This window comes from Rhodoferax sp. RT5P35, assembly GCF_056521385.1.
The window spans coordinates 173143-193394 of record NZ_JBWMAX010000007.1; the positions used below are offsets into that span (position 1 = coordinate 173143).

At 61.5% G+C, this 20252-nt stretch carries 18 protein-coding genes; 10 read left to right on the forward strand and 8 right to left on the reverse strand.

Annotated features, from left to right (window positions below; genetic code table 11):
* The first annotated feature begins 219 nt into the window (after positions 1-219).
* The 7 genes from rpiB to AC097L_RS13200 all read left to right on the forward strand — a co-directional run bounded on the left by rpiB (position 220) and on the right by AC097L_RS13200 (position 6698).
* Positions 220-684 carry a ribose 5-phosphate isomerase B gene (rpiB, locus tag AC097L_RS13170; protein ID WP_479586882.1) on the forward strand — a complete coding sequence of 155 codons (465 nt, stop codon included), beginning with the start codon at positions 220-222 and terminating at the stop codon, positions 682-684.
* A gap of 26 nt (positions 685-710) precedes the next feature.
* Positions 711-2198 (forward strand): sugar ABC transporter ATP-binding protein, encoded by a 1488-nt coding sequence (locus AC097L_RS13175; RefSeq protein ID WP_479586883.1) that lies wholly within the window; start codon positions 711-713, stop codon positions 2196-2198.
* 38 nt (positions 2199-2236) lie between these two features.
* Complete coding sequence (locus tag AC097L_RS13180) at positions 2237-3226, forward strand: ABC transporter permease (RefSeq protein WP_479586884.1); 990 nt, start codon at positions 2237-2239, stop codon at positions 3224-3226.
* 45 nt (positions 3227-3271) lie between these two features.
* Entirely contained in the window at positions 3272-4276 is a 1005-nt protein-coding gene (locus tag AC097L_RS13185) for a substrate-binding domain-containing protein (protein WP_479586885.1), read from the forward strand.
* A gap of 161 nt (positions 4277-4437) precedes the next feature.
* A complete protein-coding gene (locus tag AC097L_RS13190; RefSeq protein WP_479586886.1) occupies positions 4438-5196 on the forward strand; it encodes an SDR family oxidoreductase in 759 nt (252 codons plus the stop codon).
* A 45-nt stretch (positions 5197-5241) separates the two neighbouring features.
* Entirely contained in the window at positions 5242-6219 is a 978-nt protein-coding gene (locus AC097L_RS13195; RefSeq protein WP_479586887.1) for a sugar-binding transcriptional regulator, read from the forward strand.
* A 2-nt stretch (positions 6220-6221) separates the two neighbouring features.
* Positions 6222-6698, forward strand: coding sequence for a molybdenum cofactor biosynthesis protein MoaE (locus AC097L_RS13200; RefSeq protein WP_479586888.1), 477 nt, complete (start codon positions 6222-6224; stop codon positions 6696-6698).
* 272 nt (positions 6699-6970) lie between these two features.
* Here the strand turns inward: AC097L_RS13200 and AC097L_RS13205 are convergent, their stop codons facing one another.
* A complete protein-coding gene (locus AC097L_RS13205; RefSeq protein WP_479586889.1) occupies positions 6971-7552 on the reverse strand; it encodes a hypothetical protein in 582 nt (193 codons plus the stop codon).
* A 256-nt stretch (positions 7553-7808) separates the two neighbouring features.
* Here AC097L_RS13205 and clpB point away from each other — a divergent pair, with 256 nt between their 5' ends.
* The 3 genes from clpB to AC097L_RS13220 all read left to right on the forward strand — a co-directional run bounded on the left by clpB (position 7809) and on the right by AC097L_RS13220 (position 11676).
* Complete coding sequence (gene clpB / locus AC097L_RS13210; protein ID WP_479586890.1) at positions 7809-10403, forward strand: ATP-dependent chaperone ClpB; 2595 nt, start codon at positions 7809-7811, stop codon at positions 10401-10403.
* Between the two features lie 114 nt (positions 10404-10517).
* Entirely contained in the window at positions 10518-11444 is a 927-nt protein-coding gene (locus AC097L_RS13215) for a hypothetical protein (protein WP_479586891.1), read from the forward strand.
* A gap of 79 nt (positions 11445-11523) precedes the next feature.
* Positions 11524-11676 (forward strand): hypothetical protein, encoded by a 153-nt coding sequence (locus AC097L_RS13220; RefSeq protein ID WP_479586892.1) that lies wholly within the window; start codon positions 11524-11526, stop codon positions 11674-11676.
* A 65-nt stretch (positions 11677-11741) separates the two neighbouring features.
* On the opposite strand, the gene AC097L_RS13225 is transcribed toward AC097L_RS13220, so the two are convergent.
* The 7 genes from AC097L_RS13225 to AC097L_RS13255 form a co-directional block, all read right to left on the reverse strand.
* A complete protein-coding gene (locus AC097L_RS13225) occupies positions 11742-12053 on the reverse strand; it encodes a winged helix-turn-helix transcriptional regulator (protein ID WP_479586893.1) in 312 nt (103 codons plus the stop codon).
* Positions 12054-12198: 145 nt separating this feature from the next.
* Positions 12199-12657: a MarR family winged helix-turn-helix transcriptional regulator gene (locus AC097L_RS13230; protein WP_479586894.1), complete on the reverse strand. Its 459-nt coding sequence runs from the start codon at positions 12655-12657 to the stop codon at positions 12199-12201.
* Between the two features lie 44 nt (positions 12658-12701).
* Positions 12702-14420: a tannase/feruloyl esterase family alpha/beta hydrolase gene (locus tag AC097L_RS13235; RefSeq protein ID WP_479586895.1), complete on the reverse strand. Its 1719-nt coding sequence runs from the start codon at positions 14418-14420 to the stop codon at positions 12702-12704.
* A gap of 94 nt (positions 14421-14514) precedes the next feature.
* Positions 14515-16212, reverse strand: a complete 1698-nt coding sequence (locus AC097L_RS13240; protein ID WP_479586896.1) for an acyl-CoA dehydrogenase family protein — start codon at positions 16210-16212, stop codon at positions 14515-14517.
* Positions 16213-16420: 208 nt separating this feature from the next.
* Complete coding sequence (locus AC097L_RS13245; protein WP_479586897.1) at positions 16421-17530, reverse strand: porin; 1110 nt, start codon at positions 17528-17530, stop codon at positions 16421-16423.
* Positions 17531-17700: 170 nt separating this feature from the next.
* Positions 17701-18438, reverse strand: a complete 738-nt coding sequence (locus AC097L_RS13250) for an ABC transporter ATP-binding protein (RefSeq protein ID WP_479586898.1) — start codon at positions 18436-18438, stop codon at positions 17701-17703.
* A complete protein-coding gene (locus AC097L_RS13255) occupies positions 18435-20243 on the reverse strand; it encodes a branched-chain amino acid ABC transporter ATP-binding protein/permease (protein WP_479586899.1) in 1809 nt (602 codons plus the stop codon). The genes AC097L_RS13250 and AC097L_RS13255 overlap by 4 nt, the downstream gene beginning before the upstream one ends.
* Positions 20244-20252: the final 9 nt, after the last annotated feature.

The window sequence follows — 20252 nt, forward strand, 5'->3', positions numbered from 1 at the left end:
GATGCATATGATCATTAATAGATCAATAAATCATGCTTTCTGCATGAAAACGATGCGAAATGATATCTAAATATAGATTTAATTGCATGTTATTTTTAAAAACAAGGGTAAATACGTACATTAAATACGCTAATTTAATTGACCGAATAGCGAATCACGGTAAAAATGTTATTTACAAAAGATCATGTTGTGATCAAATGTTCAAAATGAATGAATTTTATGAATCTTGCAATTGGATGTGATGAAGCGGCTTACGACCTCAAGGAGGTGCTCAAGCAGCACCTGCTAGAGCAGGGGCATACAGTGGAAGACTTTGGTACTTTCGATGGGCGCCCCGTGTTGTATCCGGATGTGGGATTCAAGGTGGCTGAAGCCGTGGCCGAAAGACGTTTTGAGCGCGCAGTGCTGCTGTGCGGCACAGGCATTGGAATGGCGATTTCAGCCAACAAAGTGACTGGCGTGCGCGCCGCCCAGTGCCACGACACCTACTCGGCTGAGCGGGCCAGCCGCAGCAACGATGCGCAGGTGATCACCATTGGTGCACGGGTGGTGGGCTCTGAGTTGGCCAAGGCCATCGTTGATAGCTACTTGGCAGCACGTTTCGATGGTGGCAAGTCGGCAAGCAAGATATCCCTCATCGATGCCTACGAGGCAGAGCAGGCGCGCAACGCCGACTGGGGCTGAGAGTGGATGGCAATATCGCTGTCGGTATGGCAGGCTCCGAATTACTGGTATCGGCCAGTGCCGTGACCAAGAGCTTTAACGGCGTAGTGGCCTTGCGCAACGGGTGCATGGAGTTACTGGCGGGTTCGGTCAATGCGCTGTGTGGCGGCAACGGCGCGGGTAAATCCACTTTTCTGAACATCCTGATGGGAATCATGCGCCGCGATACGGGCAGCATTTGCGTTAAAGGCCGGGAGGTGGACTTTGCCGGGCCGTCTGAGGCCTTGGCATCGCGCATATCCATCATCACGCAGGAGCTGTCGCCGATACCGGGTATGACGGTTGCCGAAAACATTTTTCTGGGCCGAGAACCAAGACACGCCGGGTTTGTGGTGAATTTTTCGCGGCTGGTCGGGCAAGCACGCGAGCTGCTGGAGCACCTGCAGTTCGACATCGACCCCCGTATGCCGATGCACCGATTGAGCCTGGCGCAAATGCAGTTGGTTGAAATCGCCAAAGCCTTTAGCCACCGTAGTGAGATCATCATCATGGACGAGCCGACCTCGGCCATTGGAGAGCACGAAACGGCGACTTTGTTCGCCGCCATTCGGCGGGTGACGGCGCACGGGGCTGGCGTTATTTATGTCTCGCACCGCTTGTCGGAGATTTTTACCATCGCCGACAGCTACACGGTATTTCGCGACGGTAGTTTTGTGGAAGCAGGACGCATTGCCGATATTGACCGCCGCCACTTGGTGCGCCAGATCATTGGCCGCGAGTTGCCGGTTGCCAAACGCGCCGCCCCCAAGGTGGCTGACCAAGCTTTGCTCTCGGTGTCGGGGCTGGGGCGCAAAGGAGAATTTGACGGCGTATCGCTGGCGGTTGCCGCTGGTGAGGTGTTGGGCATTTACGGGCTGATGGGTTCAGGCCGGAGTGAATTCCTTAATTGCCTCTATGGCCTCACCACGCCCGATCATGGCGAGGTCATGTTGCGCGGGGCTCCTTTGCCAACGGGGCAACCCGGGGTATCCATTCGCAACGGCATGTCACTGGTCACCGAAGATCGCAAGGCCACTGGCTTGGTGCTGACCTCTTCGGTCGCCATGAATATGACGCTGGCGGCTTTGCCATCCTTGTCGCAAGTTGCAGTGGTAAACCGGGTTGCCGAGCGCTCCTTGGTGCGGCGCATGGTGGACAGCATGCACATCAAACTGGCATCGCCGGATATGGCGGTGTCTGGTTTGAGTGGTGGCAATCAACAAAAAGTAGTGCTGGCCCGCTGCCTGGCTACCGATCCGGTATGTCTGCTCTGCGACGAACCAACACGTGGTATTGACGAAGGTGCCAAGCGCGAGGTTTATGCGCTGCTGGAACAGTTCACAGCCAGGGGCGGGGCGGTGCTTCTGGTGTCGTCCGAAGCCCCCGAGGTGCTTGAAGTCAGCGACCGTATAGCGATCTTTAAAAAAGGCTGCTTATCCACCATCGTCGATGCGCGCGCCACCACACAGGAAGACCTGTTGCACCTGGCATCTTGAGTCAGCGCCCATTCCCTGTAAAAAATAGACAAAACACCATGAGCCTGTCCACTACTGCTGCGCCATCACCTGCTGCCGCTTTGCGCCGACCGAGATTACGCCATCTGGCGGCCGATTACGGCATCTTCATCGCTTTTGCATTGCTATGCGTGGTGCTGGGAGCGATAGAAGAGAGTTTTTTGACCTGGGGTAACTGGGTCAACATCCTGCGGCAGACCTCGATTAACGGCATTTTGGCGATTGGCATGACTTATGTCATTTTGGCCAAAGGTATTGATTTGTCGGTGGGGTCGGTGTTGGCGCTGGCGGGCATCGTGGCGGCGGGTTTCGTCACGGGTGGGGCAACTGGCGGGGTGACACTGGCAGTACTGGCCGCATTGGCCGTGGGCCTGCTGCTCGGCATGGTTAACGGGGCGCTGGTGGCGCGGCTGGGCATGCCGCCATTCGTGGTCACCCTGGGGATGCTGAGTGTTGCGCGCGGGCTAACCTTTATCGCCAATGACGGTATGCCAATCGCCAATCTGTCGCCAGCGTTTCGCACCATTGGGCAAGGGGTGGTGGCGGGCGTTCCTGTGCCCGTCATCATCTTGGTCGTCATTTTTCTGTTGTTTTGGTTCATTCTCAAATACACCACCTTTGGTCGCTATGTTTATGCAGTGGGCGGAAATGAGAAGAGTGCGCGCACCAGTGGCATCCAGACGCGGTGGGTGGTGTTTGCGGTCTATGCGATTGCAGGGATGTTGTCGGCACTGGCCGGGATCATTCTGGCGGCACGCACTACCTCGGCATTGCCGCAGGCGGGTGTGGCCTACGAGCTTGATGCCATTGCGGCGGTGGTGATTGGCGGTACCAGCCTGAACGGTGGTGTCGGCAGCCTGACGGGTACTTTGATCGGTGCGCTGATTATTGGCGTGATCAACAACGGCTTGGATTTGCTGGGCGTTTCGTCCTATTACCAGCAGGTCATCAAGGGCGTAATCATCGTGGCAGCAGTGCTGCTAGATGTTTCGCGTCGCAAGCAGGTCTAGGCCCGCTGCATGTCTACAGGATAGTAACAACCAAGGAGACTCGAAATGCGTATTTTTAAACTCGCGGCCCTGACCATTGCATTGACCGTTATAGCGGCAGGCCCCGCTCTGGCACAGGCCAAAAAGACCTATAAGATCGGCGCTGCAGTCTATGGGCTCAAGGGGGAGTTCATGCAACTCTGGGCCAATTCACTCAAAGACCACCCCTTGGTCAAAGACGGCACTGTCAAGATCACTATTTTTGACGGAAAGTACGATGCACTGACGCAGAACAACCAGTTTGAAACTATGGTGACGCAAAAGTACGATGGCATCCTGTTTGTGCCCATCGACATCCAGGCCGGTGCCGACGCGGTGGAAAAAGCCGCAGCGGCCAAGATCCCGGTGGTTGGCTCGAATACCCGCGTCAACAGCGATAAATTGACCTCTTACGTCGGCTCCAATGACGTGATTGCGGGCGAGATGGAGGCGGAATCTGTCATCAAAGCGATAGGCGGCAAAGGCAATGTGGTGATTCTGGAGGGTCCGATCGGCCAGTCGGCGCAGATCGAACGCCGCAAGGGCAACCAAAATGTGCTGGCCAAATACCCGAATGTGAAAGTACTGGAAATGAAGACCGCCAACTGGTCGCGGGCTGAGGCGCTGTCGCTGATGGAGAACTGGTTGACGGCCCACTCCGGCAAGATCAACGGCATCATTGGACAGAACGACGAGATGGCGTTGGGTGCTATCGAGGCGGTGAAAGGCAAAGGGTTGGATCCCAAGAGTATTCCCACGGCGGGTATTGACGGCGTGACTGACGCTGTACGCGCCGTCAAGGCAGGCAATATGGTCAGCGTGCTGCAAGATGCCAATGCCCAAGCCCAGGGTGCACTTGATGTATTGCTGCGTAGTATTGATGGTCCAAGCTATAAACCGCACTCGTCGATTTGGACTAAGTACACCGCAGCAGGCCTGAACTGGGGTGACGGCACGGCCAAGGCGTACAGTATTCCGTGGACACCGATCACCACGCAAAACGCCGATGCCATGCTGGCCAATACCAAGTAAATGCTTCAGAACTTGCGCAAGACCCCCTGGGCGCTCAGTGGGCGACACAGTTGGCGACACAGGGGGCGCTGCGTAAGTCCTGTGCTTTAAACGCGAGCTGCCCGGCGCCATCGGGCAGCGCCACATCCACCCACATAAGCATGAGCCAGGAAGGCTTCACTATGAGTAAAACATTTGAACAAGGATTTAGCCTGCAGGGCCAAACCGCGTTGGTAACTGGTGCGGCTGCGGGGATAGGGCTTGCTGTTGCCGAGCTGTTTGCGGCACAGGGGGCTAATTTGGTGCTGCTGGACATGAGTTCGACGGTCACGCAGTTGGCGGCCCGGCTGCCGGGTGAACATCTTGGGTTGGTATGTGACGTTGCGCATCTGGCCGAAATAGAGAGCGCGGTGCAGCAGGCGTTGGCGCGGTTTTCAGCCATCGACATTTTGATCAACAACGCGGGGGTAGTTTTGCTCGACCAGGCGCTCAATGTGAGTGAGGCGGACTGGGACAAGACTATGGCGGTCAACCTGAAGGCACCATTTTTTTTATCCCAGGCGGTCGGCAAAACCATGTGCCAACGCGGTCATGGACGGATTGTCAATCTAGCCTCGCAAGCCGCCGTAGTCGGGTTGGAGCGGCATGCCGCCTACTGCGCTAGCAAGGCCGCGATTGTGTCGATGACGCAGGTGCTGGCCATCGAGTGGGCCGCGTCTGGCGTTACGGTGAACGCTGTCTCGCCTACGGTGGTGGAAACCGCACTTGGCAGGAAGGCTTGGGCGGGCGAGGTCGGCGAGGCCATGAAGCGCAAAATTCCAGTGGGTCGTTTTGCCCAGCCCGAAGAAATTGCTTCTGCGATTCTTTATTTGGTCAGCAGCCATGCAGGGATAATGATCGGCGCAAACCTCGTGATAGACGGCGGCTACACAGTCCAGTGACTGGGTGGCAGCGAGGTAAGCTGCTTCTAGGAAGAATTGCTGCACATGTCTGAGGATGAACTGAGCCGATTGGCTACGCTGTACTACGTGGACGGTATGACCCAGGAGGAGCTGTCGAAGATGTTTGCGATCTCGCGCGCCACCATAGGACGCATGTTGCGACGCGCCCAAGCCACTGGCATCGTCGAAATCCGGGTCCGTCCGCATGCAGCATTTGCCTCTGACATCGAAAAGGAGTTGATCCAGCGGTTTGGCATCCAGCGAGCGCTTTTGGCGGTGGATCACAACGATGCCGACAAGCAGCGTGGGCTGCTGGCCGGGCTGGTTGCCGCCTACCTGGATCGCGAGTTGGCAGATGGCTCCGTCATCGCGGTGGGCATGGGGCGCAATGTCAGCGCAGTCTCGGAACACGCCATGTCGGCTACTTTGCGACGTTGCGTCTTTGTCAGCGCCATTGGGGGCTCCTACCGTGGCGGTGAAACCATGAATGCCGACCACATTGCGCGGCGTCTATCGGCCCGCTTTGGCGGTGAGTGTGAATCGCTCTACGCGCCCGCGTTAGTGCGTGATCCAGCCGTGCGCGAAGCGCTGATCGAAAACGAAACCGTTCGGCACACGCTGGACAAAGCCCGCCGCGCGGATATCGCTCTAGTTGGGGTTGGTGACATGTCGGAATACAGCAATATCGTGCGCATGGGCTGGTTCTCACCCAGCGAAATCACCCACGCCAAAATGACTGGGGCGGTGGGCGATTTGATGGGTTACGACTTCATCGACATCCACGGAAAACCGGCATCCAGCGCCATGCAGGGCCGTGTCATCGGACTCTCGTTGCCCGATCTGCAACGCATTCCGAATGTGCTGGCCGTGGCCAGTGAGCCAACCAAGGTGGCCGCTATTTTGGGCGCTTTGCGCTCGGGCGTCCTCAACACCTTAGCTACCACCGTGACCAATGCGATCTCGGTGCTCAACCTCGATAAAGCAATGCAGTCCACGTCGCCGGCTGCGGTGGCAGGCGCTTGAGCATGGGACGCGTACGCATCCAGACCCATGACTTCGACCTCAGTGCTGAGACGGCGGCATTGTGCCAAGGTGACCGCCGCGTGGGCGCAGTGGTGAGCTTTTTAGGCACAGTGCGCGACTGGCACCCTGATGCCAGCGGTGAAGTCACCAGCATGGAGCTAGAGCACTACCCCGGCATGACCGAGCGGGCGATTGAGGCGATGGTGGACCAGGCGATGACCCGCTTCAACATTTACGCTGCCCAGGTGATCCACCGCGTGGGGCTGCTGCAGCCGCTAGACCAGATTGTGTGGGTGGCGGTCAGCGCGGCGCACCGGGGCGAGGCGTTCCAGGCCTGCCAATTCTTGATGGACTATTTGAAAACCCAGGCCCCGTTTTGGAAGAAAGAGCAAACCCCGGATGGGGCGCGTTGGGTCGATGCCCGGGTGCAGGACGATGCTGCTTTGCAGCGCTGGGGTATTGCGGCCAGCAACGCCTGACTAACCCAGCAGCGGCAGGCCCTGGTCCAGCACCAGCAGCCGCTGCACCAGGGCCTGCGAGACCGCCGTCATCGGAGCCCGCAGCCTCGGCTGCATCTGCCCGTGGTAAGACTGATTTTCTGGGCGATGTTCAGTGCAGAAAAATAGTTGCCTTGGCGGAACAAGGCTAGCGCCTCGGTAAGTTGCTTGCGCATACAGTGTATTTTCTGGTGGATGTGTGGTTGCGGTGAGAAGCTGCGGGCTTGGTGCGCCGCAGCCAAAGCCTGCAAAGCCTAATTCAGGTACTTAGGCCGTTCTGCCGCGACCGGTACGTCGTTCGCCTGCAACCCCGGCGTTCCCAGCACATCGCTACCTTCACCCCAGGCCGACTGCCGCAAGGCACGCTCTAGCAGTTGCACCAGGCCGTGCACCAGCGGTGGGGCCAGCTCCACCTGGAAGCCGCGGCCGTTGGTCTGGCCTACCAACTGCTCGTTGAAGGCAATTTTCAAAGGGCCGTTGGCCACCGGGGTGATGCGCACTTCGGTCACCAGCAGCGGGGCGCTGCCCAAGGGCAGGGTGGTGGGGGCGGCATCGGGTGCATCTTGGTAGGGCGTGGAAAAATCGGCATCCCGCAGCACGGCTTCGCGCTGGAAGTCGGCCAGCATCTTCTTGCTGGCATCGTCGCGCAAGTGGGTTGTGCCGCCGTCTTGCCGCGCCACATGCTCCACTACGGCCTTGTTGAGCGTGGGCCACAGGGCCAGTGTGAGGCGGCGGGTGAGCCACAGGCGCATTTCGGTGCCATCGGTGGATTTGATGCGGACCAGAATGCGGTCTTGCTCCTGGTTGTAGCGGGCCGACAGCTGGTGGATGTTCATAGGCCGATTTTAGGACTTTGGCCAAAGTTGCATTTGCTTCTATTTTTGTAGCTGCTCGTGCTTATTTCATATGCGCTAGAGGCTGATTTTCTATAAATCTAGTACTTGTAGGACTGACGCAGCGCCCTCTGTGTCAGCCTTCCGGCGCACAGGGGGTCTTGCCTAAGTCCTGGCTTGATCTGGCGCAAGCTTGTCCACAGAGCAGGCCTTGAAAATGCAGAGCTCTGGCCCATCTGTCACAGCATTGGAGATCCACATGCGACAAGACAAACTTACTACCAAATTTCAGGAAGCCCTGGGCGACGCACAAACCCTGGCACTCGGTGCCGACCACGGCTATATCGAACCAGCCCACGTATTGGCGGCCATGCTGCGCCAGGATGACGGCCCGCAGGCGCTGCTGCAGCGCGCGGGCGTGAACGTGCCCAGTCTGCTGGCCGTGGCCGAGGCGGCCCTCAAGAAGCTGCCCACTGTGCACGGGCAAGACCAGGTACAAATCAGCCGCGATATGGGCAGCCTGCTGCAGGGCGCTGAAAAAGAGGCCATCAAGCGCGGCGACCAGTTCGTCTCCAGCGAACTGTTTTTGCTGGCGCTGACCGACAGCAAGGCCGACTTTGGCCAGCAGGTACGCGCCGCGGGCCTGACCCGCAAATCGCTGGAAGCCGCGATCGATGCGGTGCGCGGCGGCCAAAACGTGGACAACGCCGATGCCGAAGGCCAGCGCGAATCGCTCAAAAAATACTGCCTCGACCTGACTGAGCGTGCCCGCATGGGCAAGCTGGACCCGGTGATTGGCCGCGACGACGAAATCCGCCGCGCCATCCAGGTGCTGCAGCGCCGTACCAAGAACAACCCGGTGCTGATCGGCGAACCCGGCGTCGGCAAGACCGCTATCGTCGAAGGCCTGGCCCAGCGCATCGTGGCGGGCGAGGTGCCCGAATCGCTCAAAGGCAAGCGCGTACTCTCGCTAGACATGGCGGCCCTGCTGGCTGGGGCCAAGTTCCGCGGTGAATTCGAAGAGCGCCTGAAGACCGTGCTCAAAGAGCTGGCCAAGGACGAAGGCCAGACCATCGTCTTCATCGACGAGCTCCACACCATGGTCGGCGCGGGCAAGGCCGAGGGCGCGATGGACGCGGGCAATATGCTCAAGCCCGCCCTGGCACGCGGCGAGCTGCACTGCGTGGGCGCCACGACGTTGGACGAGTACCGCAAGTACATCGAAAAAGACGCGGCCCTGGAGCGGCGCTTCCAAAAGATTTTGGTCGGCGAGCCCACGGTGGAGGCCACCATCGCCATCCTGCGCGGCCTGCAGGAAAAGTACGAAGTGCACCATGGCGTGCAGATCACCGACCCGGCCATCGTGGCCGCGGCCGAGCTCAGCCACCGCTACATCACCGACCGGTTCTTGCCCGACAAGGCGATTGACCTGATTGACGAGGCTGCGGCCAAGATCAAGATTGAAATGGATTCCAAGCCCGAGGTGATGGATAAGCTGGACCGCCGCCTGATCCAACTGCAGATCGAGCGCGAAGCCGTGAAGCGCGAGAAAGACGAATCCTCGCAAAAGCGCCTGGGCCTGATCCAGGAAGAAATTGTCAAACTGCAAAAGGAAATCGCCGACTACGACGAAATTTGGCAGGCCGAAAAAGCCCAGGCCCAGGGCAGCGCCCACGTGATGGAAGCGATTGAAAAAATGCGCTTCCAGATCGAGGAACTCAAGCGCAAGGGCGACTTCAACAAGGTCGCCGAGCTGCAATACGGCAAGCTGCCCGAGCTGGAAAAGCAACTCAAGGAAACCCAGGCCAAGGAATCGGTGAAAGGCACTACCAGCGCGCCGCGCCTGCTGCGCACCCAGGTGGGCGCGGAAGAAATCGCCGAAGTGGTGGCCCGCGCAACCGGCATCCCGGTGAGCAAACTGATGCAGGGCGAGCGCGACAAGTTGCTGCAGATGGAAGTCAAGCTGCACGACCGCGTGGTCGGCCAAGACGAGGCCATCACGGCGGTAGCCAACGCCATCCGCCGCTCGCGCGCAGGCCTGTCCGACCCGAACCGGCCCACCGGCTCCTTCCTGTTCCTGGGCCCCACAGGCGTGGGCAAGACCGAGCTGTGCAAGGCGCTGGCGGGCTTTATGTTCGACTCGGAAGACCACCTCATTCGCATCGACATGAGCGAGTTCATGGAGAAGCATTCGGTGGCCCGGCTGATTGGTGCGCCGCCCGGCTACGTGGGCTACGAGGAGGGTGGCTACTTGACCGAGGCCGTGCGCCGCAAGCCCTACAGCGTGCTGCTGCTGGACGAGGTAGAGAAGGCGCACCCCGATGTCTTCAACGTGCTGCTGCAGGTGCTGGACGATGGCCGCCTGACCGACGGCCAAGGCCGCACCGTGGACTTCAAGAACACCGTGATCGTGATGACCAGCAACATCGGCTCGCCCATCATCCAAACCATGGTGGGCCGTGACTATGAGGACATCAAGGACGCGGTGCAGGACGAGCTGAAGAACTATTTCCGCCCGGAATTTTTGAACCGCATCGACGAGACCGTGGTGTTCCACGCGCTGGACGCGAAGAACATCGAAGCCATCGCTGCCATCCAGATCAAGGTGCTGGAAGCACGCCTGGCCAAGATGGACCTGACGCTGCAGGTGTCGCCCGCGGCCATCGCCGAGCTGGCCAAGGTCGGATTCGACCCGGTGTTCGGCGCGCGCCCCCTGAAGCGCGCCATCCAGCAGCGCATCGAAAATCCTCTGTCGAAGCTGCTGCTGGAAGGCAAGTTCCTGCCCAAGGACGTGATTCCAGTGGACGTGGACCCGATCCAGGCGCCGGGGCAGTTCAGTTTCGGCAAGGCCTGACAGGCATGAAAAGAGGGGCTGGGAAGCGATTCCCAGCCCCTTTTTTTCGCCCAAGTCTGCAGCAATCTGTTACAAAACCGGGGGCTGCCCTGTGGCGATGCCAAGGACTGGACGATGAATTCTTTTGGAAAACTGGTCAAGAACCTGTTCGCGATCGTTTTTGGTTTGTGCAGCCTGAAACTGGCGGCGGCAGGCCTGTGGGTGGGGGCTATCGCCGGCTTGTCGGGCAGTGGCGCAGACGTCAGCTTCGCCGCGCACCCGCTGGGCTTTGTGTTGCGGGTGGCGGCTTGGACGGCTTTCGGTGCATTTCTGGTGTGGTTTGGCTGGAGCGGTTTTGCCTCTTCAGGCAGTGCAGAGGAGGATGAGGACGAGGACGAGGATGCCCGCGACAGCCTGCCAGCGTCTGCGCCGCGCAGCCAGTCGGTTTCCCGCACTTCTAGCGCTCCTGGCGCTGCCGGGCGGCCACCACCGGTGTCGGCTGCGCAGCCGGTCAGGTCATTGGCTGCGCCCTCCCGTCCGGCAGCCACGCTTCCCGAGCCCTTGGAGCTGCACCTATCGCGGATGTGGGCGGTGTTGGTTTTGCTGGCCATGCTGCTGTTTGTACTGGGTTGCGTCGTCGCATTCGGTGCCATAGCCTACTTTGTTACTCCTACAGGGGCGGCGCTCCTGTGCGCTCCTGGCGTGGTCATCAGCTTGTTTGTCGCCTGGGGGTGCGTGCGCGATTTCTTTTGGCAAGGTCCGGCGCTGGTGCTGGATCGCTTCGGCATCCTGGACTACCGCCGTGGCGGGCGCAGGATCCCCTGGACCGATGTGGATGCCGTGCGTCTCTATGCCACCAGCAACCGAACCAACCTGGTGCTGCGTTTTCGGGACCCGGCGCTGGTTCGAAGCCACTTTGGGTCGGTGAATATGCTGACCGCCTTGATCAACCGCCTTTTTTACAAAGGGTATGAGGGGCGGGTGGTATTGACCGGACTCAGCTTCCAGCGCGCCCAGGTGCTGCAGGTGGCGCAAGCCTTCGTGCGGCATGCGCGGCGGTAGGCAGGGCGGTCGGTTGGGCGAGGCCTTTGCGCACCAACCCATTCAGACAAATCTTCTGCCCAGTGCGTTGGGCCGGTCTTTGAACGAGATCGAGCAGGTCCGCCTGCTGGCCGACTACACCGGGGATGATGTGACCACGGCTACAGCCCTCTGGGCGGTGGACCTAGTGCGCGTGTTTGTAGCCGCAGTATCCACAATGTTGCAAAGCACGGGTATGCCGCCAGCGGTTTAGCGTTCTTCACGAAAAAAGGGGGCTGGGAATCACTTCCCAGCCCCCTTTTTGCCCGCTGCAGCGGGTTACTTGACCTTTTTTGCCTGTGCGGTGGACCATTTGCCGGCGAAGGCTTGCAGGTCGCTCAGGCGTTTGAGCAGGTCGGCACCGCTGGGGGTGACGCTGTAGCCATCGCTGCCGTGGGTCAGCAAGTCGGCTTCGCGCAGCTCTTTGAGACGGGTGTTCAGGGTGTTGGGGGTGACACCGCCCACGCTGTCTTGCAGCAGGCGGAAGGTCTGGGCGTGGCCGTCGCGCAGGGCCCACAGCACGCGGATGGCGTAGCGGGATTCCAGCAGGGCCAGCAGTTGGTGGATGGCGACGTTTTCTTTGGAACTCATGGTGTGTTCTCCTCGGTGCAATGTGTGTTGGGGATTTCAAGGTGCTTGCCTGGCACCTGTTCAGCGGTTCAACTATACCGCAAAAATCAAAATTGCTACTAGTTTAATAGCATTGTACGCACGACGTATCTGCGCTATAACTGAATTACGTGCGGTATATTTTTTGCAGCAAGCGAATCAGGGTTTTGCGCTCGGTGGCGGTCAGGCTGGGGGTTGCCTCCATTTCCAGCTGCTCCACGGTGCTTTCGGCGTGTGCCACAAATATTTCGCCCGCATCGGTCAGGTGCAGGCCCAGCGCACGGCCATCCAAGGGATGGGGCTGGCGCTCGATCAGGCCGCGTTTTTCCAGGGCCGTAACCATGCCTACCACATTGGGCGGCAGCAGGCTGAGGGAAGAAGAGAGCTGGCGCGAGGTAATGCCGGGGTTGTGGGTAATGAGCGACAGCAGGGAGAAGTCTACGGGGCGCAGGTCGTATGCCGCCATACGCTGGACGAACAGTTCACGCACCACCAGGTAGGCCCGGCGGGCGTTGTAACCCACCAGCCCCTCCAGCAGGCTGGTGTCAAGCGTAGTGCGGGGTTTGGAGGGACTGGAGACGGGCATATGTATCCCCATTTTGCCAGCCATTCCAGTCCTCTTATGGGCACCTATTTGCAGCTGAAGTTAGCCGCGCTTTCCACATCGCCGCTGCCGTTATAGCGGGCCACTTTGGGGTAGACGCACAGCGGGCGGCTGCGGCTGGCGGACCAGGTGCTGGGCACGTCGGTGTTGACGACGCTGGACCCCGAGCCCCGTGCGTTGGCCAGCACGCTATCGGGGGCCTGGCCTTTTTCGACCCAGTTGACCAAGGGGGCCAGCATGTCGAACTGGTCGGTGGACGGGCCGCCGGAGCAGTGGTTCATGCCGGGCACCAGGAACAGGCGGGCGAAGCTGCTGGCGTTACCACCATTCGCGGTTTGCAACTTGTCCATCCACTGAGCGGTGTCCAGGGGCGAGAACACGCCATCGGCCACGCCGTGGTAGACCATGAGCTTGGCACCCCGGTTGCGCAGGGTGGCCAGGTTGGTTTCATCGGGCGGGGTCATGTAGGCCCAGGCCGATTCGGTGTAGAGCGTGGTGGTGGCAAATATCTTCGGATAGTCGGTTTCCATGCTGTAGTTGAGTGCGTACTGCAGCCCGGTGCTGGCGGTAAAGGCCGCTACGGTGCTGGGGGGCGTGGTGAATAGGAAGGCCACGGCACCCGCGTCACGCGTGGGGGGCGAGCCGAAATGCCAGGACGCGAAGTTGGGTGCGCCAACGCCGGGGTCGAACCAGGTGCCGGTGTACAAGGCCTCGCCCTTGCTGTTCTTCGGACCGGCGAAGACATTGCCCAGCACGGTCTTCTGGGCCGACGTGAGACAGGTGCCGTCGCGGGCACCGCTGCAGGTGGGCACGTCGTTTTGCAGGCTGAAGGCGGCCTGGCAGGCGGCTATGTCTTGTGCCAGACCGTCGGTAACACCGTCCAGCGCGTCGCATTTGGCGAGGATTTTGTTGCCGAGCATCTTGAACTCGGCTGGGGTGACGGCGCTGGTCAGCACCGGTTGGCTGCTGCTGTCCAGGCTGGAGATGGTGGCGTACTGCTGGGCCTTCCACAGCTGGGTGGCGGCGGCTTTGGGCAGGTGGAAGCCAGGGTTGCCGGCCAGGATGCCGTCGTACTGGTCGCCGTAGCGGGCAGCGGCCACCATGGCATGGCGGCCACCGTTGGAACAGCCCTCAAAATACGAGCGGTCGGGTGCCTTGCCGTAGGCGGCTTTAATCAGGTTTTTGGCCATGGGCGTGAGGCTGCCCACGGCCTGGTAGCCGTAGTCCAGCCGGGCCTGCGGGTCCACGCCGAAGAAGGGTGTGGGCGCACCGTGGCCCGCGTCCGAGCTGAGCACCGCAAAGCCTTGGCCCAGGCCGGGAGCCGTAGGTGCGCCACCGCTGGTGGCGCCAGCGGCGGTGACCACGCTGCCGTCCAGCCCGCCGTTTGCCTGGTACAGGAAGCGGCCGTTCCAGGCCACTGGCAGGCGTATCTCGAAGCCAATGGCGTAACTGGCACCATCGACCGCGCTGGTGCGCTGGTTCATCTTGCCCGTGACCAGGCAATGCGCCGGGATGGGCGTGCTGGAACCGGGCACCACCAGCGCGCCTGCGGCCACGGCCACGGCCGAGGTGATGCTGGTATTGGGCAGCGCCAGGCTGTTGGCCAGGCTGGCGCAGGACTGCAGCGTGGCTGGGGTGGCCGCGGTGAGCTGTGGGGGGGCATCGTTAGATCCGCCACAACCTATCAGCAGGGCTGCCGGGAGTGCCGACAGGGCGAGTAATCCAGGGTGCAATCTTCTTTTCATGGTGTTGTCTCCAAGGTCGAGGCGCAGGGGAGCCCACAGCGTGGCCTCAACACGCTGCAAGCAGGGGGAACGGGAAAAAGGGTTTGCTACTGAATCAGTAGCTATTAGCGCAGGCAGATACTGCGCTAGTGGCTGTTTTTATACTTATTTTGGGATGCAGGCGCTGGCGCATGATGGCCAGGCGCATGTCGAACTCGGGCAGCACCCAGGTTTGGAAGTCCTGGGCCGGTTCTGCCCAGCGCGGTGCTTGCGCCTTGGGCGTGGCAGCGATGCGGCCCCAGGCCCAGTCCAGCAACGCCAGGGCTACGGCACGCAGGTAGTCGTCGGCGACCCAGTAGGCAAGTTCGGGGTCGGCGGAAGCGGCCTGCACCAGAGCGGCGGTGGTCTCCATCAGCGCATCGCGGCGCGGGTTGGCGGGCAGCGCGGCCAGCAGCGCGGTGATGCCCGCACCGCCATCGGCCAGCACCTTGCGCACCAGCAGGTCGATGGCCTGGATCTCGTTGGTGCCCTCGTAAATCATGGCCACGCGGCTGTCGCGCACGATCTGCTCTATGCCCCATTCGCGGATGTAGCCGTGGCCGCCAAACACCTGCAGGCAGGCGCTGGCCCCGGTGAATGCCTGGTCGGTCATGGCGGCTTTCAGCACTGGCGTGACCAGGGCGCACCAGCGCTGCGCAGCGGCGCGCTGGGCCGCATCGGGGCTGTGCGCGGCCACGTCCAGCTGCAGGGCGGTGTGGTAGGCCAGTACCCGGCCGCCGTCGATCCAGGCGCGCTGGGTGGCGAGGATGCGGCGGATGGCCGGGTGCTCGCGGATCAGGCTGGGGCCGTGGGTAGAGGTGGGCGCGCGCATCTGGCGGCGCTCTTGGGCGTAGGCATGGGCTTTTTGCCAGGCGGCTTCCAGCAGCCCCACGCCCTGCAGGCCGACGTGCAGGCGCGCGGCGTTCATCATCACAAACATGGCGTTCAGGCCCCTGTGGGGCTCGCCCACGGGCCAGCCGGTGGCATCGTCAAAGCGCATCACGCAGGTGGGGCTGCCGTGCAGGCCCATTTTTTCTTCGATGCGCTCGCAGACCACGGCGTTCAGGCTGCCGTCGGGCAACACCTTGGGCACCAGGAAGAGCGACAAACCTTTGGGGCCGGACGGCGCATCGGGCAAGCGCGCCAGCACCAGGTGGACGATGTTGTCGGTCAGGTCGTGTTCGCCGCCGGAGATGAAAATCTTGCTGCCGTTCACCAACACGCTGCCATCAGCCTGGGGCGTGCCTTTGGTGCGCACCAGGCCCAGGTCGCTGCCCGCGTGGGCTTCTGTGAGGCACATGGTGGCCAGCCATTCGCCGGTGGCGATTTTTTCCAGATATGCCGCTTTGAGCGCGTCGCTGCCGTGGTGCTTCAGGCAGGCATAGGCCCCGTGCAGCAGGCCGGGGGCCATGGTCCAGCCATGGTTGGCTCCGGCCAGCATTTCAAACAGTACGCCTTCCAGCACCGCAGGCAGGCCCTGGCCGCCGTCTTCTACCGCGCACGATAACGACGGCCACCCGGCCTGCCAAAAGGCCCGGTAGGCCTCCTTGAAACCCGGCGGCGTGGTCACCCGGCCCGCCTCGAACTGGCAACCCACTTCGTCCCCCACGCGTTGCAGCGGGGCTATCACGCTGGCTACGAACTTGCTGGACTCAACCAGCACCTGCAGCGCCAGGTCCGAATCTGTATCGGCAAACGACGGCAGGGCCTGCCACTGGGCAGGGGCCTGCAGCACCTCGTTGAGGATGAAGCGGATGTCGTCCAGTGCGGCCATAATATTGCTCTAATTTTGATAGCTTTCCGCGCATAAGATGTATGCGTTATAGCCACATTCCATGTTAATTAAAGCCCAGATCCTCGCCAGGGCAAGCGCAGCGACGCCCCTTGGCGAACAGCGCAGAACTGGCTTTGCCTGGCTGTCGCTGTTGCCCCCTGCAAGGGGGGTGGCGAAAGATGCGCAGCACTGCAGCCTGGGGGTGTACCTAAAAACTATGGTTGATGCCGACCATGGTGCCGGTCTGGCTACCACCTGCCAGCGGGTTGCTGCCGGCCGCCCCGCCGCTGACCGACACCGCCGCCAGGCTCTGGTTGCTGATATGGCCCAACTGGCCGTACACGGTGGTGCGCTTGGACAATCTGTACAGTGCCCGCACAGCCACCAGGGTGGAGTCGGAGTTGTCAAAGTCCTTGTAGGCCAGGCGGGCCACGGTGCCGTCTACCGTCCAGGCGGGGCTGATGGCGTAAGCCGCAGCCAGGAACCACAGATCGCTTTTGGGCTTGGTGGCGCTGCCGTCGTTGTCGCGGCGGATGACGCCTGCGGCCAGCTTGGCATCGCCAAACTTGGCGTAGCCGTTGACCGACAAGCGGGCATCGGTTTTGGCGCTGCTGGTCAGGACCCCAAATACGGTGTCGGTGGCGCTGGTGAGCGTGCGGCCATGCTGCAGGTCGTAGGCCAGCGCGGCACCCCAGGTGGGGGTGTCGTACTTGGCCAGCAGCGACCAGGCGCGGCAAGCCTGGGCATCGCTGGCGCTTTCGCCGCCGCAGTTGGTACCCACGGGCGATGGCCCGGCGTTCACCGTGTCGCGGCCCAGGCTGTAAGTGGCACCAACGCTAAGGGCATCGAATTTGGCCCGGTAGACGAGGGCGTTGTCGGCACGGGCATTGGGGATGTAAGAGTCCAATGAACCCAGGCCAAATACGCTGGGGCCGACGATGTCGGCATCCATCATCGACCAGTAGAGCATGCTGTACTGGCGGCCCACGCTGACGGTGCCCCAGTCGCCACCCAGGCCTACCAGAGACTGGCGACCAAACAAGCGGCCGCCCTGGCCCGATGTGCCGGTATCCGGGGCCAGGCCCATCTCCAGCGTGAAGACGGCGTTCAGGCCACCGCCCAGGTCTTCCTTGCCGCGCATGCCGACGCGCGAGGGCAGGATGCCGGTGTTGGACGGCATGCGGGTGATGCGGCCAACGGCGGTGTTGCTGACGGTCTCGATACCTGCATCGACGAGGCCGTAGAGCGTGACGCTTTGGGCCTGGACGGCACCGGCAGCCAGCAGTCCGGTGAGGGCGAATAGGGTGGATTTTTTCATGTGTGTCTCTTTATAAAAATGGGGCGGTTGGGTGGCGGCTATGTGGCGCAAAGTGCCGGGTGGGCGTTGGTGCGGTTTCAATGCATTTGGTGTGCTCCTGAATTCGTAGCGTCTTGTGCAGGCACTGCATGCGCTTGATGATGTTTTGGTGTTTTTTCGATGGTGGGGTGTCAGGCCGTTGGCGTGCGTGCAGCACCCAGGTAGGTGTCGATGACGCGCGGGTCGCGGGCCAACCCGGCGGCAGGCCCTTGCAGGCTGAAGTCGCCCATTTCCAGCACATAACCGTGGTCGGCGGCTTCCAGGGCGGCGCGGGCGTTTTGCTCCACCAGCAGGATGGTCACGCCGGTTTGGCGCAGGGTGTGGATGATCTTGAAGATCTCGCGCACGATCAGCGGGGCCAGCCCCAGGCTGGGCTCGTCCAGCATCAGCAAGCGAGGCTGGGACATCATGGCGCGGCCCACCGCCAGCATCTGGCGTTCACCGCCCGACAAGGTGCCGGCCAATTGCAAACGCCGGTCTTTCAGGCGCGGAAACAAGGCGTAGACCACGTCCAGCTGGTTGCGCCAGGCTTTGTTGCGCAGGCGCAGCTGGCGAAAGGCACCGAGAACCAGGTTGTCTTCCACCGGCATGCTGCCGAAAAGTTCGCGCTTTTCTGGTACCAGCGACATGCCCAGCATGACCCGCTCTTCCAGCGACAATTTGTGCAATGCCTGGCCCTGGAACTCGATGCTGCCCTGGGTGGGCAAGATGCCCATCACGGCGTTCAGCAGGGTGGATTTACCGGCTCCGTTGGGGCCGATCACGGTGATCACGCTGCCCGCCGGTGCTTGTAACGAGATGCCGTGCAGCACCTCGGCTTTGCCATAGCCCGCACGCAGGCCGGAGATGGTGAGTAGTGGGGTGGTCATGCCAATGCCTCTGCTGTGGGTGCCGGGGTGGTGTCGTCTGTGTCACTGTCGGTGCCCAGGTATGCGGCACGGACGGCGGGGCTGGCTTGCACCTGGGCCGGTGTGCCTTCCATCAGGTGCGTGCCAAACTCCATCACCACGATGTGGTCGCACACGTCCATGACCAGGTCCATGTCGTGTTCCACCAGCAAGATGGCCATGCCTTCGCTGCGCAGTTGGCGCAGCACTTCGCCCAGCGCCTGTTTCTCCTGGTGGCGCAGGCCGGCGGCGGGCTCGTCCAGCAGCAACAGCGCCGGGTCGCTGCACAGGGCGCGGGCAATTTCCAGTAGGCGCTGCGGGCCCATCGCCAGGTTGCCCGCCAGCTCAAAGGCTTGGGCACCCATGCCGACACGGTCCAGCTGGGTTTGCGCTTCACGCAACAAACTTTGTTCTTCTTGCCTGTCCAGCCGCAGCATGGCGGAGAAAGCTCCCTTGCTGCCGCGCAGATGGGCACCGAGGGCCACGTTCTCCAGTACCGTCATTTCGGGAATCATCTTCACGTGCTGGAAAGTGCGCGAGATACCCTGCTGTGCAATCTTGCGCGATGGCAAGCCGCTGACGCGCTCACCCCGAAAGCGCACCTCGCCAGAGGTCAGGCCGAGCACGCCAGTGATCAGGTTGAAGGTGGTGGACTTGCCCGCCCCATTGGGGCCGATCAAGCCGGTGATCTGGCCCGCGCGGATGGCAAAGCTGATGTCGTTGACCGCAGTGAGACCGCCAAATTGTTTGCGGATGGCCCGCACGTCCAGCACCTGTTCACCGACTGCTGGCTTGGCGCGCTCTGGCAGCCGTGCGGCACCGGCCCAGTCCACTGCCCGCTGCTGGGGTGGCAGCCAGCGTGCAACGAGCGACCAAAGCCCGTCGGGCAGGTACTTCAGCACCAGCACCAGCACGATGCCGAAGACGATGATTTCGTAGTTTCCGCTGCTGCCAATCAGCCTGGGCAACAGCACCTGCAGCTGGTCTTCCAGCAGCTTGGTGACCAGGGCGCCGGTGATGGCACCCCAGATATGCCCGGCACCGCCCAGCACCGCCATGAAGAGGTACTCAATGCCCATCTTCAAACCGAAGGGCGATGGGTTGACGGTGCGCTGGAAATGCGCAAACAGCCAGCCCGAGGTGCTGGCAAACAGTGCCGCGATGGTGAAGATGCCAATCTTGAAACGCAGCGTGTGGACACCCATGGCCTCGGCCATCAGCGCGCCGGTGCGCAGCGCGCGAATCGCCCGGCCGGTGCGGGAGTCCAGCAGGTTGAGCAAGGCAAATGCGCCCAGCAACACCAGCACCCAGGTCAGTACAAAAAATGATTTTCCGCTGCTCAAGTCCCAGCCGAACAAAGTGATGGCCGGTACGCCCAGCAAACCGTCGTATTTACCCAGGGCATCCAGGTTGCCCATCAGGTAGTACAGCGACAGGCCCCAGGCGATGGTGGCCAGCGGCAGGTAGTGGCCGGACATGCGCAGGGTGAGCGCGCCCAGCAATACCGCACTCAGCCCGGTGATCGCCAGGCCGATCCAAACCGTGAGCCAGGGGGACAATCCGTAGGTTACGCACAGGTAGGCGCTGGTGTAGGCCCCGATGCCCACAAAGGCGGCCTGGCCGAACGAGGTCAGCCCGCCAATACCGGTCAGCAGCACCAGGCCGAGCACCACCAGGCTGTACAGCCCGATGTAATTGAGCTGTGTGATCCAGAAGGTGGGTAGCGGCAGCAGGCCGACCAGTGCCACGGCCAGTAGCAAAGCCAGCCTGGTCACGGTGTGGTTCATGGTGTTCTT

Coding starts and splice junctions, on each gene's coding strand:
- rpiB (WP_479586882.1), top strand. CDS start 220: ATGAATCTTGCAATTGGATGTGATGAAGCGGCTTACGACCTCAAGGAG.
- AC097L_RS13175 (WP_479586883.1), top strand. CDS start 711: ATGGCAGGCTCCGAATTACTGGTATCGGCCAGTGCCGTGACCAAGAGC.
- AC097L_RS13180 (WP_479586884.1), top strand. CDS start 2,237: ATGAGCCTGTCCACTACTGCTGCGCCATCACCTGCTGCCGCTTTGCGC.
- AC097L_RS13185 (WP_479586885.1), top strand. CDS start 3,272: ATGCGTATTTTTAAACTCGCGGCCCTGACCATTGCATTGACCGTTATA.
- AC097L_RS13190 (WP_479586886.1), top strand. CDS start 4,438: ATGAGTAAAACATTTGAACAAGGATTTAGCCTGCAGGGCCAAACCGCG.
- AC097L_RS13195 (WP_479586887.1), top strand. CDS start 5,242: ATGTCTGAGGATGAACTGAGCCGATTGGCTACGCTGTACTACGTGGAC.
- AC097L_RS13200 (WP_479586888.1), top strand. CDS start 6,222: ATGGGACGCGTACGCATCCAGACCCATGACTTCGACCTCAGTGCTGAG.
- AC097L_RS13205 (WP_479586889.1), bottom strand. CDS start 7,552: ATGAACATCCACCAGCTGTCGGCCCGCTACAACCAGGAGCAAGACCGC.
- clpB (WP_479586890.1), top strand. CDS start 7,809: ATGCGACAAGACAAACTTACTACCAAATTTCAGGAAGCCCTGGGCGAC.
- AC097L_RS13215 (WP_479586891.1), top strand. CDS start 10,518: ATGAATTCTTTTGGAAAACTGGTCAAGAACCTGTTCGCGATCGTTTTT.
- AC097L_RS13225 (WP_479586893.1), bottom strand. CDS start 12,053: ATGAGTTCCAAAGAAAACGTCGCCATCCACCAACTGCTGGCCCTGCTG.
- AC097L_RS13230 (WP_479586894.1), bottom strand. CDS start 12,657: ATGCCCGTCTCCAGTCCCTCCAAACCCCGCACTACGCTTGACACCAGC.
- AC097L_RS13235 (WP_479586895.1), bottom strand. CDS start 14,420: ATGAAAAGAAGATTGCACCCTGGATTACTCGCCCTGTCGGCACTCCCG.
- AC097L_RS13240 (WP_479586896.1), bottom strand. CDS start 16,212: ATGGCCGCACTGGACGACATCCGCTTCATCCTCAACGAGGTGCTGCAG.
- AC097L_RS13245 (WP_479586897.1), bottom strand. CDS start 17,530: ATGAAAAAATCCACCCTATTCGCCCTCACCGGACTGCTGGCTGCCGGT.
- AC097L_RS13250 (WP_479586898.1), bottom strand. CDS start 18,438: ATGACCACCCCACTACTCACCATCTCCGGCCTGCGTGCGGGCTATGGC.
- AC097L_RS13255 (WP_479586899.1), bottom strand. CDS start 20,243: ATGAACCACACCGTGACCAGGCTGGCTTTGCTACTGGCCGTGGCACTG.